Annotated in this window: 13 protein-coding genes; 11 read left to right on the top strand and 2 right to left on the bottom strand. The window is 33.2% G+C overall.

Going from position 1 to position 16,874, the window contains the following annotated elements:
* Positions 1–47: 47 nt before the first annotated feature.
* The 10 genes from ACF91D_RS01650 (at position 48) to uidA (ending at position 12,201) form a co-directional block, all read left to right on the top strand.
* Positions 48–767, top strand: a complete 720-nt coding sequence (locus ACF91D_RS01650) for a MerR family transcriptional regulator (protein WP_039069716.1) — start codon at positions 48–50, stop codon at positions 765–767.
* Positions 768–1,004: 237 nt separating this feature from the next.
* Positions 1,005–1,685 (top strand): GntR family transcriptional regulator, encoded by a 681-nt coding sequence (locus ACF91D_RS01645; protein WP_039069717.1) that lies wholly within the window; start codon positions 1,005–1,007, stop codon positions 1,683–1,685.
* 35 nt (positions 1,686–1,720) lie between these two features.
* Complete coding sequence (gene gntK, locus ACF91D_RS01640; RefSeq protein WP_069792275.1) at positions 1,721–3,259, top strand: gluconokinase; 1,539 nt, start codon at positions 1,721–1,723, stop codon at positions 3,257–3,259.
* A 213-nt stretch (positions 3,260–3,472) separates the two neighbouring features.
* On the top strand, positions 3,473–4,831 hold the full coding sequence (locus tag ACF91D_RS01635) for a gluconate:H+ symporter (protein ID WP_069792276.1): 1,359 nt from the start codon (positions 3,473–3,475) through the stop codon (positions 4,829–4,831).
* Positions 4,832–5,152: 321 nt separating this feature from the next.
* Positions 5,153–5,602, top strand: a complete 450-nt coding sequence (locus ACF91D_RS01630) for an SDR family NAD(P)-dependent oxidoreductase (RefSeq protein WP_327620768.1) — start codon at positions 5,153–5,155, stop codon at positions 5,600–5,602.
* A gap of 43 nt (positions 5,603–5,645) precedes the next feature.
* On the top strand, positions 5,646–5,735 hold the full coding sequence (locus tag ACF91D_RS01625) for a hypothetical protein (RefSeq protein WP_253270284.1): 90 nt from the start codon (positions 5,646–5,648) through the stop codon (positions 5,733–5,735).
* A gap of 304 nt (positions 5,736–6,039) precedes the next feature.
* Positions 6,040–7,113 (top strand): YkvI family membrane protein, encoded by a 1,074-nt coding sequence (locus ACF91D_RS01620; protein WP_039069720.1) that lies wholly within the window; start codon positions 6,040–6,042, stop codon positions 7,111–7,113.
* Between the two features lie 116 nt (positions 7,114–7,229).
* The gene (locus ACF91D_RS01615; protein WP_069792277.1) at positions 7,230–8,444 is read left to right on the top strand and encodes a helix-turn-helix domain-containing protein; all 1,215 of its coding nucleotides are present in this window, start codon (positions 7,230–7,232) and stop codon (positions 8,442–8,444) included.
* Positions 8,445–8,969: 525 nt separating this feature from the next.
* The gene (locus tag ACF91D_RS01610) at positions 8,970–10,373 is read left to right on the top strand and encodes an MFS transporter (RefSeq protein ID WP_039067421.1); all 1,404 of its coding nucleotides are present in this window, start codon (positions 8,970–8,972) and stop codon (positions 10,371–10,373) included.
* 34 nt (positions 10,374–10,407) lie between these two features.
* Positions 10,408–12,201, top strand: a complete 1,794-nt coding sequence (gene uidA, locus ACF91D_RS01605; RefSeq protein WP_069792278.1) for a beta-glucuronidase — start codon at positions 10,408–10,410, stop codon at positions 12,199–12,201.
* A gap of 547 nt (positions 12,202–12,748) precedes the next feature.
* Here uidA and ACF91D_RS01600 read toward each other — a convergent pair.
* Positions 12,749–14,473, bottom strand: coding sequence for a glycoside hydrolase family 3 protein (locus tag ACF91D_RS01600; RefSeq protein WP_069792279.1), 1,725 nt, complete (start codon positions 14,471–14,473; stop codon positions 12,749–12,751).
* A gap of 3 nt (positions 14,474–14,476) precedes the next feature.
* Positions 14,477–15,322: an HAD hydrolase-like protein gene (locus ACF91D_RS01595; RefSeq protein WP_101049942.1), complete on the bottom strand. Its 846-nt coding sequence runs from the start codon at positions 15,320–15,322 to the stop codon at positions 14,477–14,479.
* Between the two features lie 520 nt (positions 15,323–15,842).
* Between ACF91D_RS01595 and ACF91D_RS01590 the strand changes: the two genes are divergently transcribed.
* The gene (locus ACF91D_RS01590; protein ID WP_392436356.1) at positions 15,843–16,481 is read left to right on the top strand and encodes a bifunctional 2-keto-4-hydroxyglutarate aldolase/2-keto-3-deoxy-6-phosphogluconate aldolase; all 639 of its coding nucleotides are present in this window, start codon (positions 15,843–15,845) and stop codon (positions 16,479–16,481) included.
* The last annotated feature ends 393 nt before the right edge of the window (positions 16,482–16,874 follow it).

The following is a 16,874-nucleotide window of genomic DNA, read 5'->3' as shown; positions in this document are numbered from 1 at the left end:
ATTACGTAACGTCACCATGTATATTTTTATTGAGGAGGTATAAAAATATGACACAGTATCAAACAGGTGAATTAGCAAAGCAATGTGATGTCTCAATAAGAACAATTCAATATTATGATAGAAAGGGTCTCTTAACTTCAACTAAGACTGAACAGAATGGAAGACGAGTGTTTGACGATCAAAGTAAGCAAGACTTAGAAATAATTTTAATTCTTAAGCGGTTTGGATTTAGTTTGAAAGATATTAAAAAAATTACCATAGAAGAGAATAAATTAAAGTCGGTACGATCAATGATTGAACAAAGAGCATTAAATATAGAACATGAAATTCAGAGAAACCAAATGCTTTTATCAGAAATAAAGCAATTTAAAAATTATATCGATAAAGATTCTCAGGCACCATTAAATAAATTATTAGAAACTAATCAATATGTAACAAATAAAGGTAACATGAACATATTGACTCGCTCAATCATATATCGAGTGTTACCAGTTGCGATTGTACAATATACAGCGCTAGTAACAAGCGTTATTACGAGAAAGTGGTGGCCCAGTGTTATTGTATTACCGTTTTTAATAGCTTTTGCTGTCTATTTTACACGTTTTATCTATAAGCATTTGATGTATGTTTGTCCAAATTGCCAGGAGGTTTTCAAGCCAAATATAAAGTTTTGGCTCTTTGCATCGCACACACCAAAGACTAGAAAACTGAAGTGTCCTAATTGCTGTGAGACTAGTCATTGTATGGCAATAGGACAGAAAATATGAAAATTTAAACACACTAAAACAAATTTAATTATATTAAAGAATACAAGAGTTTACATATCTGTATTAGCGTTACTAAAAAAATTTTTACCGGCATATTAGGTTTGAAAAACCTGATGTGTCGGTTTTTTATGATGTAAAGCATATCAATCAATAGTTGCAAGCGCTTGCAATATTGATAGTTGTGTATTACCATACTTGTATACAAGTATATCGTATTGATAAAGAGGTGATGTTTTAGTGGATTATTCATATCCTGAACAATGGTTAGACGGTGTATCAAAAGGCGAAATGATTGCAGCTGAAATTCGTTTGAGAATTGTTGATGGTACGATAACACCTGACACTTTATTAACAGAAAATCAAATTGCTAAAGAATTTAACGTCAGTAGATCACCAGTTAGAGATGCTTTTAAATTGTTAAAACAAGATCAGTTAATCCATCTAGAAAGAATGGGTGCAGAAGTTCTACCATTTGATGATAATGAGAAAAAAGAACTTTATGATTTAAGAATTATGTTGGAATCTTTTGCGTTCAGTAGAATTAAACCCTTAATGCATAATCAAATTGTAAAAGAATTAAGAAAGCAATTAGAAATGATGAAGGTAGCGGTGAAATTTGAAGATGCAGAAGCGTTTACAGAACATGATATGAAATTTCATGAAGTAACAATTATGGCATCTAAACATCAATACTTAAAAACATGTTGGAATAATTTACGCCCGGTAATGGAAGCACTTATTTTGTTATCTATGCGTAAACGTATGAATGAAAACCCTGAAGACTTTGAAAGGATTCACCAAAACCACGAAGTATTTATCGAAGCGATTGCAAATAAAGATGCGCACAAATTGAAAGAAGCATTTCATTTAAACTTTGATGACGTAGGTGATGATATCGAAAGCTTTTGGTTAACTTAGCATTTTAACGCAGTGAAGAATCGGGAGGCAAAAACATGAAATACATGATAGGTGTCGATATAGGCACAACAAGTACAAAATCAGTACTTTATGACGAAAAAGGTCAATTTATAATGAAACATAATATTGGTTATCCATTGCATACACCGAATGTTGAAATATCAGAAGAAAACCCAGATGAGTTATTTGATGCGGTATTAATGACGATTAAATATGTCATGAGAGAGGCTGATATTGATAAAAAAGATTTGAAGCTTATTTCATTTAGCGCTCAAATGCATAGTCTTATAGCTATGGATGCTAGCAATCAACGTCTAACTGAAAACTTAACATGGGCTGACAACAGAGCGAGTAAATACGCGGAAGAAATTAAAAATAAGCATAATGGCGATGCTATTTATCAAAGAACAGGTACACCAATTCACCCGATGTCACCTTTATCTAAAATTTTTTGGATGAAGCATGAGCAACAAGAAATATATAATCAAACAGCTACATTTGCTGATATCAAAACGTATATTTTTTATCAACTATTCGAAGAATTTGTAATAGATAAATCTATGGCATCATCAACGGGTATGTTGAACTTGGAAACATTAAATTGGGATAAAGAAGCGCTCGACCTATTAGGTATTAACGAATCTCAATTGCCAAAACTTGTACCAACAACGCATATATTAAAAGGTATGAAACGTCGGTATGCAACATTGATGGGCATTGATGAAGATACACCAATTGTGGTTGGCGCAAGTGACGGGGTGCTATCTAATTTAGGCGTGAATGCCTTTAAAAAAGGTGAAGTCGCTGTAACCATAGGCACATCGGGTGCGATAAGAACTGTTATAGACAAACCGCGTACAGATTATAAAGGAAGAATCTTTTGCTATGTATTAACAGATGATCATTACGTTATTGGTGGCCCTGTCAATAATGGCGGGGTAGTACTACGATGGTTACGTGATGAGTTATTAGCAAGTGAAGTTGAAACGGCAAAACGTTTAGGCGTTGATCCATATGATGTGCTTACTAAAATTGCTAACCGAGTTAAGCCTGGTGCAGAAGGTCTCATATTCCATCCGTATTTAGCTGGAGAACGTGCGCCATTATGGAATGCAGATGCGAGAGGCTCTTTCTTTGGCTTAACACTATCTCATAAAAAAGAACACATGATTAGAGCTGCTTTAGAAGGTGTTCTTTATAATCTATATACAGTTTATTTAGCTCTGATTGAAGTCATGGATGAGACACCGTCAACTATTAAAGCTACTGGTGGCTTCGCTAAAAGTGAAGTTTGGCGTCAAATGATGGCAGACATTTTCGATACTAATTTAAGCGTCCCAGAAAGTTATGAAAGCTCATGCTTAGGCGCTTGTGTATTAGGAATGAAAGCGTTAGGAGAAATTGAAGATTTCTCAATTATTGAGGAAATGGTTGGTACTACTAACGAACATAAACCAAATGAGGACAATGTGAAAATATACCAACAACTAATTTCAATATTTATAAATCTAAGCCGTTCACTAGAGGAGCGTTATACAGAAATTTCAGCGTTCCAACGTGAACATATGGATTAATGATAATCAAGTAAGTATGTAGGTTGGAGGAGAAGGAAAGCAGTAATTAATTGTTGTCATTGGGTGGCAAATTATTTAATTACCTTTCCTACATACCTACAAATATTACAGTTAGTAAAGTTTTTTTAGAATAAAAAGAAAGCGTTACCAAGAATGGAAATAGCTATGTCTGTTAGCTATATTCACTCTTTACTATGAAAGGGGAGAACGAAGATGTTTGAAACAATTTGGCCACTAGCTACGGTGGTAATAGGGATTATCGTATTACTATCATTAATAATTTTCTTGAAATTAAATACTTTTATTTCATTAATAATTACATCTATTGTAACTGCAATTTTACTGGGAATGCCTTTAGATAAAATAATAGAAACTGTTGAAAATGGTATGGGCAGTACTCTAGGTCATATTGCTTTGATTTTTGGACTTGGTGCCATTTTAGGTAAATTACTTGCTGATGGTGGCGGCGCGACGCGTATAGCTGACACGTTGATTAAAAAATTCGGCAATAAACATGTACAATGGGCAATGCTTGTTGCAGCGTTTATTGTAGGTATCGCACTATTTTTTGAAGTGGGATTAGTATTATTAATACCATTAGTGTTTACAATAGCTAAGCGTGCAAACGTATCACAATTAAAACTAGGTTTACCAATGGTAGTAGCTTTATCTGTGACACATGGCTTCTTGCCACCACATCCAGGCCCAGTAGTTATCGCAAAAGAATTGGAAGCTAACCTCGGTCATGTATTAATGTACGGTATTATTATTGCGATTCCTGTTACATTGATAGCGGGTCCATTATTTAATAAAATTGCACAAAAAATTGCGCCAACTGCTTACACACGTGAAGGCGATATATCAGCATTAGGTGCACAAAGAGAATTTAGTGAAGATGAGATGCCACGATTTAGTATTAGTTTGTTAACAGCTATTTCGCCAGTTATACTAATGTTATTTTCAACAATCGTCCAGTTAATTACAGGAAATGAAACAGCAACAAATGGTTTTGAATCTGTAGTTTACTTTATAGGTACAGCAGGAACCGCGATGCTTATTGCAGTATTATTTGCCATATTTACAATGGGAATTAAACAAGGCCGTAACAATTCAGAAATTATGGATTCAGTTTCTAATGCAATTTATCCAATTGGTATGATGATCTTAATTATTGGAGGTGGCGGTACCTTCAAACAAGTACTAATTGATGGCGGCGTAGGAGATACAATTGCTAAATTATTTGAAGGTACAGAAATGTCTCCAATACTATTAGCGTGGATTGTGGCTGCCGTACTACGTATTGCTTTAGGGTCTTCAACTGTAGCGGCGATTTCATCAACAGGAATAGTATTACCGTTATTACAAGCGTCAGATGTTAACGTGGCTTTAGTAGTGCTTGCTATAGGTGCAGGTAGTGTTATATTATCTCATGTTAATGATGCCGGCTTCTGGATGTTCAAGGAATATTTTGGCTTAACAGTCAAAGAAACATTTTTAACTTGGTCATTACTAGAAACAGTAATTTCAGTTTCTGGGCTTGTATTTATATTAATATTAAGTATTTTTGTGTAAACGATTATAATATGCTTAAGTATATTACAGCAGAAAATTAGAATGAAAATTAAAATCAAATAATGAGATGAAAATTTAGGGAGACAGGTATGCGAAATCAAACTTTGATTTCTGCCTGTCTCCTATATTTTTATCAACACAATGACAATGTAAAATTATATAATATAAGTAATTAATATTATGAGCGGTGCTAGAGGACTAGGTAAATATTACACTATCGCATAAACGATGTATGGCGCCAACGTAACGGTTGTAAGTTCTTCAAACCAAGCGTGGGAAGCGTTAAAATAAAGCGTAGTACAAAATGAAGGTGAAGTCTTAATTATACAACAAGATCTCAAAGAACAAGGTGCTGCAGAAAAAATTGTTACACAAGCTGTAGAAACTTGGGTAAGTTTAGATATCTTAGTAAATAATGCTGGGGTTCAAATTCGAAATAATGTCTTAGACTATAAAGATGAAGACTGGCAAAATGTTATAGATATCAATTTGAATGCAACGTATTATATGGCACATGAAGTGGCTAAAGTCATGTCAGAACAGCAATCAGGCAAAATTATAAATATAGGTTCTATGCAGTCATACCATGCAGGTAAAAACATCTTTCCATACGCAGCTAGTAAACATGGTGTCGTTGGTATTACTCGCGCGTATGCTGATGCATTAGCACCCTATAACATACAAATGAATGCACTTTCTCCTGGTTACATTCGTACTGATATGACTAAAGTATTAGAAGAAGATCCAATAAATAAGAGGCCCAGAAATTAAAGGACATATACCATCTGGTGAGTGGGGCGTACCCGAAGATTTAATGAGACCATTAATATTCTTAGCAAGTAGTGCATCTGATTATATTACAGGGACTACTTTACCTGTTGATGGTGGTTATTTATTAAGATAATAAAAGCGTATTACTAATTTAGTTATAGGAGGCGAGTACATCGTTTTGTACTTGCCTCTTTTTTATAGAATATTGAAGAATTAATAATAAAATAAATGCTCATTGTATGAGGTGTACTATTGAAAATACAACATTAATTACGCTTTAAATGATAAAATGTAGAAACGATTGCTCATTTTATAAATATGGTAAATGGGAGATAAATTTATATATGAGTCAGAAAGTTAGGCTATATAAATTCAGTCATATTATGATGGTTTAAGGGGTAAGTTATTTTGTTTTTTTATTATAGGGGGATTACACTATGAAAAGGATATTATTAATTGCAAGTGCGTTTATTGGTGTCATTGTAGGTGCAGGTTTTGCATCTGGTCAAGAAGTACTCCAATATTTTACAAGTTTCGGTATTATGGGTACGTTTGGTGCGATAATTACCACTGCACTATTTACTTATGTTGGTATGATGCTTGTATGGTTAGGTAGTAAATTCAAGACAGATTCTCATAAAGAAGTGATACATAATATAACAGGAAAATCATTAGTAGGAAAAGTACTCGGCTGGATTATTGACTTAGTTATTATCTTTACATTATTTGGTGTAGGTGTAGTGATGATTGCAGGCGCGGGTTCAAATCTTAATCAGCAATTTGGTTTACCTTCCATTGTTGGTACGTTATTAATGACTGCATTAATCTTGCTTGCAGGCATGTTAAAAGTTGAAGGTGTGGTAAAAGTTATTGGCAATATAACGCCATTTTTAATTATATTTATTATCATTATTTCAGTTTATAGTTTTATTACTACAAACACACCATTTTCACAGCTTAATTCATTATCAGATGCTAAACCGTCAACGTTGCCAAACTGGTTTGTAGCTGGAGTGAACTATGCTTCCTTTAATACTGCTGTTGGTGCTTCAATGGCTATAGTTATGGGAGGATCAGAAAAGAATACAAAGGTTGCTGCGACTGGTGGATTAATTGGTGGTCTTGCTTTAGGTATCATGATTGTACTGAGTCACTTGGCTATTTTCACCCAAATTGATGTTGTGGGAAATATGGATATGCCGATGTTAGGTATTGTAAATAATATTTCACCTGTGTTAGGTATTATTATGGCCATTGTTATATTTGCTATGATATTCAATACTGGATTAGGTATGTTTTATGCTTTTGCGTCACGTTTTACGATAGTCGATACAATGAGATTTAAAATATTCTATACAATAGCAGTTATCGTAGGGTTATGTTTAAGTTTTGTTGGATTTACAGATCTAGTAGCTATATTCTATCCGTTAATTGGCTATTTAGGACTCGTACTTATATTTGTTTTATTCTATGCTCCAATAAAACTTAAGTTTAATAATAAAAAATCATAAGCAAATTAAAAAATGCTACTAAAATAAAATGAAAAATCAGGCTTAATAAAATAAAATTTACAACCCCATTTCTTTATTTTTAGTTATAATAAAATAAAGAAATGGGGTGATTTTTTATGAACGAGAACACGTTAGAAATTTTACAAATGAATGCTCTTCAATTATTAGGTATTCAATTAGAAGGTTATGATATGAGTGATATAAAGGGTATTAGCACGCATATTAAAACACCATTTACAAATACTGCGCGAAAACAGTTTAAGAATGAGTTAAAACACTTTATTGTTCATATGAACAGTAATAAAATTTATCATTATTCTAATAGTTTTGATGTTAATTTTTTGATTTTTAAATTTAAGAAAAATAAGCAGATTTATATTATTGGACCGTATATGGAGCAAAGACCGAATGAACGACGTTGTAATGAACTATTGCAAAGAGCAGATATTAAAATATCAAAGTTATCGATATTAAAACAGTATTTACTCAGTATACCTTTGTGTCATCATGTTAAAGCTCAAAAGATGTGTCGGTTAGCAATACGCTTTTTAAAAAATAGAAACGTTGTTTATGAAACTGTGAAAATTGATTTCAAATTTCATTCTACTATAGAAGTATTAGCTGAATCGAGAGTACAAATGGAGTATACATTGCAAGAAATAGAACAACGCTATAATTTAGAAAACCAATTACTTACTGCAATTGAAAATGGGAATGTGACAGAAGCCTTATCAATTTTAAATGAAATGAATGTATCTGTGTCAGGTTTACGCAGAGTTAAAGATGACATTTCTAATGAACAATATAAAGCTTTTCTCATCAACACGTTATGTAGAAAAGCGGGTGAAAAAGCAGGTATTAGTTTAATTCACATCGATGAAATGTCTGAGAGGTATGCTGGTATAATTGATCAAACTATGGACGGTGAGATGCTTGATGAAGTCATTCATGCAATTGTTAAAGAATATGCAGAAAGAGCTATGAAGACAAAAGCGAATGCCTACAGCCCAAAGGTCAGTAAAGTAATACAGTATATAGAAAGAAATTTAGATAATCAACTTACTTTGAAAGAATTAGCTAGTCATGTAGATTTAGCACCGAGTTACTTGTCTAGAATATTTAATCAAGAAATACACAAATCAATTTCACAATATATCATTGAACTAAGAGTTAAAAAAGCCCGCGATTTGATTGCGAGAACCAAGATGACGGTTGCTGAAGTTGCTTCGTATGTAGGATTTAAAGAACAGAGTTACTTCACACAATGTTTTAAAAAGCAATATGGCATGCCTCCATTGAAATATAGAACTGAGCATAAAGAATTTTACTAAGAAATTAACTTCAAAAATTTAAAATCATAAAAAAGTTGCGGTTTTAGTAAATTTTTTATAAAAAATGTAAAAATAATCTCAAAAATTAATCAAAATGGAATGAAAAATGCAGTTTTACAATATATGAAAATAATTTAAGTTGTGTATATTGTAATAAATGGTCCCAGTCTATGTAATTTTTCAACATACTTTAGTTATAGCTTTTATTCGTATTATCTCAGTTTAGAACACAAGGCTGTATGTTATGTAATTATAACAACGTTGTTATTTTTGTGTTGACTGTTTTATTTTAAAAAATATAATAAAAGAAAGATCTCTATAAATTACTTACAGGGGATGTATTCAACCATATTATATGATGGAGAAATTTGTAGAGTTACTTTTTTTGCACACATAAGAAAACGCTTACAAAGAAGCGCGTGCTTATTGAGTGTTAATTATGAATACAGTTACTAATACATACTAAGAAGTTATTGGAACAATCAATTATTCCAATAACTTCAATAGTGGAAAGAGGTAATCGATATGGTTACAGCAAAATTAAAGCCAGCAAACAGTAAACTAAAGCGTTTTAAAGAAATTCAGGAACCAAGGCTGAAGTTTAAGGAAAAGTTATCTTACGGATTTGGGGACTTAGGTAACGGTATGATGTTTGACATGGGTCAGATTTACTTACTATTATTTTACACTGATATTTTAGGTATACCTTCGTGGGTAGGAGGTTTGGTATTTTTAGTTTCGAAATTCTTTGATGCCTTTGTGGATACAGCGGTAGGTACAATTGTAGATAATCAGACTAATTTTGCTAAACGTGGCAAATTTAAACCGTTTATCTTATATGGCAGTATACCGCTAGCAGCACTTACAGTCATAACTTTTTTATCACCAGAGATAGGGCAAACCGGAAAAATTATATGGGCTTTTGGTTCGTATTTATTATTTAATGCAGCTTATTCATTTGTAAATATTCCATATGGTTCATTATCTGCATCAATGACTATTAATGCGGATGATCGTACGCAATTATCTGTATTCCGTAATATGGGCTCTCAAGGTGCGATGTTTATATCTGGTATTGTCGTTATACCTGTTGTTAGTTTATTTCCAAATCATCAAATTGGTTATCCAATAGCAGTAGGGTTTCTAGCTATTGCTGGGGTAATATTCCATATGATTTGTTATAAAGGTGTAACTGAAAGACATACGATTGAAAGACCGAAAGAGAAAGGGATTGGTCGTAAGGCGTTTTTAAATCTATTGAAAAATAGACCATTTATCATATTGGCAATTTATACACTTTTAACAATTAGTGCACTATTTTTACAGCAAGCTTCTCAATTATATTATTTTAAATATGTATTAGGAGAACAAAATTTAGTAGGGATAGTTAGTACGCTAAACTTCCTTGTGCTAATTCCTGCGTTAATATTAACAACGTTTTTAAGTAGATTGGTTGGCAAGAAAATGACTGCGATTATAGGTGTAGGAGGATTTATTCTATTCCAATTCATCAACTTTACTTTTTTCTCAGATCATATCGTAATGTTCTTGGTTATTAATACGATTGCACAATTATTCTTGGTCATTCCTAATACTGTAACTTGGGCATTTATTGCTGATGTTGTGGAATACGGGCAATGGCAATCGGGTCTTAGATCTGAGGGGATTATATATGCGAGCTATAGTTTTACAAGAAAAATATCACAAGGTTTAGCAGGTTTTATACCAGGTGCATCTTTAACACTTATTGGATTTGTTCCTAATGCTACTCAATCAGCAGATACATTACATGGATTGAAAGTATTATTCTTTATCGTTCCTGCGACAGCTTGTTTAATTGCAGTCGTACTATTCTTCTTTGCATATCCATTAACTGACCGTAAACATAAACAAATTGTTAAAGAGTTAGCATTGAGAGAAGAATTGTAGATAGATTTAATGAAATTGAAAGGAGTAATTGAGTATGTTGTATCCAGTTGTAAATGAATTTAGAAGTATCATTAATTTAAACGGTATTTGGCGTTTTAAATTAGAAGAGGACGAAGATCAAATTGATGTGTCACAACCATTAAATACTGAACAAGTTATGGCTGTGCCAGGTTCGTTTAATGACCAAGGTGTCACTGCTAATATTCGCCACCATGTAGGGAACGTTTGGTATGAGAGAACATTCACTGTTCCTAACGTTTTAAAAAATGAACGTATTGTCTTACGATTTGGTTCTGCAACACATAAGGCAACCGTATATATTGATGGTAAAGAGGTAACATCACACCAAGGAGGTTTCCTACCATTTGAAGTAACATTAGATAAATCATACACAGTTGGGACGCATCGTTTAACGGTATGCGTAAATAATATATTAGATGAAACAACTTTACCGGTTGGAGATTATAGCGAAATAACAGATGCAGAAGGTAATGTGATTAAGAAAAATACACCAAATTTTGATTTCTTCAATTATGCGGGTTTACATAGACCTGTAAAAATATATACAACACCTAAGATCCATATTCAAGATATTGAAATTGTACCTGAATTACAAGGTGAGGATGCTTATGTAAATTATAAAGTAAGCACGAACCATAGCAGAGGGACTGTTGAGGTTCGATTAGTGGATGAAGACAAACAAGTCATAGCAGAAGCAACAGGTGTAGAAGGTACGATAAAGGTTCAGAATCCACATCTTTGGAAACCATTAAATGCGTATTTATATCATTTAGAAGTGTCACTTATAGAAGATGGAGAGTTAATTGATACTTATTCTGAGCGTTTCGGTATACGTTCTGTCGAAGTAGCTAAGGGTAAATTTTTAATTAATGGAGAGCCGTTTTATTTTAAAGGTTTTGGTAAGCATGAGGATAGTTATTATCATGGCAGAGGTATGAATGAAGTAGCGAATGTATTAGACTTTAATTTGATGAAATGGATAGGAGCAAATTCATTTAGAACTTCGCACTATCCGTATTCAGAAGAAATGATGCGTTTAGCTGATGAGCAGGGTATAGTGGTGATTGATGAAACGACTGCTGTAGGAGTTCATTTAAACTTTAATGCAATTTTAACTGGTGAAAAAGCAAGAAATACATTTGAAGAAATAGGTACGAAAGCGGCGCATGAATCTGCGATTAAAGGGTTAATTGAACGCGATAAAAACCATGCATGTGTGGTTATGTGGTCGATTGCCAATGAACCAGCTTCTGACGAACAGGGGGCTAAAGCGTATTTCGAACCATTAGTGAATCTAGCACGAACGTGTGATCCACAACAGAGACCTGTTACAATTGTAACAATACTGACTTCTCAACCAGATACATGCCAAGTGCAAGATTTAGTCGATGTATTATGCTTAAATAGGTACTATGGTTGGTATACTCAAACAGCAGATTTGAAAGCTGCTAAATTGGCACTAGCAGAAGAGTTAGATGGTTGGAGTATTAAACAACCAGATAAACCAATTATGTTTACTGAATATGGTGCTGATACAGTGGCAGGAATGCATTCAATAAACGATGAATTATTCACAGAGGAATACCAAATACGTTATTACGAAGCCAATCATGAAGTTATTGATAAGTATCCACAATTTATTGGAGAACAGGTATGGAATTTTGCAGATTTTGAAACTTCTACGGGTATTATTAGAGTTCAAGGAAATAAGAAAGGGATTTTCACCCGTGAAAGAAGGCCAAAAGCCGTCGCTCATTACTTCAAAGAAAGATGGTCAAATATTCCGGATTTTGGATATAAAATATAATAGATGAGGACGGGAGTCAGACAGAAAAATAATTTATTTAAAAAGGTTTCGGTCATACCTGTAATAAGGATAACTAGGGGTGAAAACATAACAGGCTTAACTGTGAGTTAAAGTTCAAGCATAAGTCCCACTAGCCCAATATAATGATTAAGAATCTGGGACATAAAGTTCTTGGATAAGTGAAAAAAGGCGTTTTCTATTGAAATAAAATAGAAATTGTCTTTTTCAATATTGTTTTGATTATAGTTAGCTCGTTGATTTAGCTTAGTAGTGTTTATTAAACTATACGAAAGGGACTTATTTTTTAAGTGTTTTAATGTGAAAATCCATATGAATGAGACGTATTTTCGGGAAACTCTTGAGAGGATAGGACAAGCTGAAGATTACAGGTTGAAGCTGTCTCCCTAAGAAAGTGAGCCAACAATGCGAAGTATTGAATAAAAAAATAACCACTCAGATGAATTGAATCAAATCATCTAAGTGGTTATTTTTCTGGGATTTATGTTCCAATCCCTATTTATTCATTTATATTATGCTGTTGTCTATATTATAATTTGGCTTGCCATTTATCAGTCCAAACCAAATCGTTATAAGTACCTTTAAAAGTGCTTAATCCCATAAGTTTATCGACCGTTTGTTTAATAGTTTCAGGGTTAGAATGATAAGCATTTATATAAGCTTTCACCATCGTTGCATCGTGTAAATGAGTTGTGAAGTTTAAGGAAACAAATACCGTTGGAACTTCATGTACATACCAAGGAATTTCATTGCTCATTGCAGTACCCCATTTGATTCGATAGTTATTTTCAGCAGCGTAACCAATAATGTTAGCGAAAACTAGTGCTGCATCAACGTCTTCTCGATAAGATAATGTCTTGCCTTTAACGCGTGTTGAACCATCGTTTAAAGTAACATTAAAACCTCTCGATTCCAGTTCTTTAATAATGTCTTCAGGCACATTATTAGCAGATTTATAAATGCCATCTTTTTCACCTTCAATTACATAAAGACGAATGTTTTTATGTGTTTCTGGACGAATCGGTAATTGATCCAAAGTATTTTTTACGAGTGTAATACCTAAATCAGCAGCTTCAGCACGCATATCTAAATGTTCTTGGCAACCGATAACTTCCAAGTCTTCTTTAGTGCGAATAATCGTGCCATCTTTTTGTTTCTTGTGTAAATTCAATTGTGCCTTAAGTCCTAAGATACGACGAACAGCATCATCTAATCGTTCATCTGTGATGATACCATTGTTATATCCGTTTAACATAAATTGATAATCTTCTTCTAAATCATTGAAGAATAGAAACATATCACATCCAGCGGCAATTGAAAGTGGCACGTAATCTTCACGACGCATAGAAGCAGTCATACCTAACATATGACTAGCGTCTGTAACGACTAAACCATTGAAATGCATATCGTCTTTAAGTAAATCAGTGATAAGTTCTTTTGATAATGTTGCTGGTAAAATATCTTTATCCTCTAAGTTTGAGTTTAACTTTTTAGAATAAGCAGGTTGTGCAATATGTCCAGCCATAATCATTTGTACGCCTCGATTAATATGGTGTTGATAGACTTTACGGAAACTATTGTCCCATTCTTCTGTAGATAATTCGTTTACCCCTAATACTAAATGCTGATCACGTTCTTCTGTACCATCTCCAGGAAAATGCTTAATACAGGTAATCATGTCACGTTCTGAGTTGAAACCATCAATAAAAGCGCTAGAATATTTGATGACAGTTTGTGCATCTGTCCCGTATGCGCGTGTATTTACGATAGTATTGCGCCAGTTTTTAAGAATATCAACGCACGGATCGAAATTGATATGTACACCTAATGCTGAAGCTTCACGTGCAGAAACAAGCCCAGCATTGTATGCAACCTTAGTATCTTGTGCAGCTTCACATTGTGCTGCACTTGCAATATAAGTGCCATCTTTACATGCGCCATTACCTCCAGAATCACAGTTAGCTGCAACAAGTACCGGAACCTTTGTACTTTGTTGTAAGTCATTGAGTAAGCTTTGTACATCAACTTTATTACCGCCTTCATAACGTGCGCCACCAATATGATAACGTTCTAAAACTTCCTTATTACTCAAATCTGCGTCGTGGAATTTTTTCCCACCTTCCAATGAAAATAAATTGAAAAAGAGTTGGCCAATTTTTTCTTCACTTGATAAATCTTTTAGTGTTTCTTCAACCCAAGCAATTTGTGTGTCGTCTAGATTATAAGGGGATGCTTTTAAGTTTACTTTTACCATTAATTATTTCGCTCCTTCAAAATTATTATAAAATATAGAAATTAGAGAAGTTTGTATTTCTTGATTGAAACGACCTTCTCTGAATAGTTTTAAGTATTTATTGTGAAAATCTAACCATGATTGATCTTCGTGGCCGGCAAGGATAGGATAAAAATATAAATCATGCATTTGAGCAGCTTCCAAATCTCCTTTGGCATCACCTAGCATAATAATATTTTCTAAGTCATAGAATGACTTTAATACTTCAAGACAATGCTCTTTTGTACCTGATTCTTGGGCGAACATGCCGCTCAAGTAAGGTGTTAAATGATAAGACTCCCATTCATGTTGAACTGCAGAAAGGTTGGCTGACGATACGATAGCTATATCTGCAAATGAAGCGGCATCTTTTAAGGTATTGTGTACGTGTTCAAAAGGACCGATACTAGGAAGTTCTTTAATACGTGCATTGACTTTATGAGACCAAGATAAAGCTTTGCGTAAACCATATTTGTTTGGGTTATTTTCAATAGCTTCTTCTAGACTAGGGTTTGAAAAAGATTGGGTAGTTTGTACCCATTGTTTTATGTCGTCATATCCTTGAATGTCTAAACCCTCTGCAACAAGTTCTCCTAACATTTTTTCAAGACCTCTAAAACGGTTGATGCCTCTGGTTATTTCATAAAGATTGAATGCATTCCATCGTTCTAAGATCCTTTCAGATTTATCTTCGAGATGCCATTCTTCGACAAGCGCTGGACCAAAAGCGCGTTCATGTTTAATAGTCATAGAATCAATGGCACATCCATCTGAATCAACGCAAATGAGTTTATTATATTTAGCTTTATAGTGTGATAAAGATTGAATCATTTTAAAATTCCTCTCCCATAAGTTTGAATAAAGTGATTATCATAATGTTTTTTACAATCATAATTGAGTTGAGTAGTGTAAAAGACGAGTGGAATTATTGTTCTATTAAAGTAGTTAATCCATATGATAAAGCGCTTTCTTCACACTATTAAAGTTAGCATTTAGAATTCAAAAAAACTACAGAATAATCAGCGATTATGTGATTTAATTCACAAAATTGCTATTTTAGGCTAATTTATTTCTAAAAATGTTAATAAGTTTATAAAAAGGAGGATATATCTCAATAATTCAAATGGTTAACTGCGCTGCTACAAATTTGTGAGCTATTTAATTTTGCATCATTTGAAATTTGAGATATTAGTATTGATCTTAGATTTATCAAGTACTTTCGAATGATTCTATTGTAAATGAGTTCATGACACTATTTAGACATATTTTTATTGTAATTGACTGGAAATAAATAAAAAATATAATGAAAGTGAGTTGAGTATGAGATTTTAATCAGAAAAGGAAGATGATGATGAATAAAATGCGAACTTTACAACAACTACAAGAAAATTATCTAGTTGCGGTTGTTAGAGGTAATACGGAGGATGACGCATGGCAAAAATGTAAACAAATTATTGAAGGCGGCATACTAAATATTGAAGTTACATTCACGACACCAAATGCGGAAACAGTCATAAAATCTTTAAATACGAAATATAAGAATGATGTTTTGATTGGTGCCGGAACAGTTATGGATGCTACTACAGCGCGTATCGCAATTATGAATGGCGCAAACTTTATTGTGAGTCCTCATTTTGACGCACAAATAGCAATGATGTGTAATTTATATACGATACCTTATTTACCTGGATGTAGTTCAGTTACAGAAATAACGACTGCTTTACAACATGGTGTTGATGTAGTGAAGTTATTTCCTGGAGATGGCTTAGGAGCAGATTTTATAAAAAATGTACACGGCCCGATACCACAAGTGGAAATGATGCCTTCAGGAGGTGTATCCATAGAAAATATGCATGAATGGTATGAAAAAGGGGCGTTTGCCTTAGGTATTGGTAGTGCATTAACCAAAGGTGCTCAAGATGGAGCAGATCGAATTATTGTAGAACAGACACGTGCATTTGTGGAAAGTTTTAAAAATTTAAAATCTTAATATTTTAACTTTGATAACTGTCAATTCTCATTATTTAAGAAAATAGCATAACATTACAAACAACGCTAATTGTTGTATTAGGGAACGGTATATGTAACATGAGCATGAGTAATAAAAATTTTGAAGTTTATTGAAATCGCTTACATATATTGTTGGAATTATAAAATAAAGTCATAGAACCTTTAGCTTATAAAAATATATGTGTAATTGGAATATGAATATAGGTAGGTTTGATTACCCCTTATTGTAATTAATCTATGCTCCAAATTATGTTTAAAGTATTTATAGAAGAAAGTGCTTCTAAAATCACAAATCAAATATTAAATAAAGACAAAGACAGTTTTATTTAGATAATTTTAATGCTTAAGTAAATGTTTAGGGGACATCAAACGT

Source organism: Staphylococcus sp. 231237_7MaSpsaltlick, from assembly GCF_043107035.1.
Note: the sequence above shows the minus strand (reverse complement) of the source record. Positions and strands in the feature narration are given on the sequence as shown.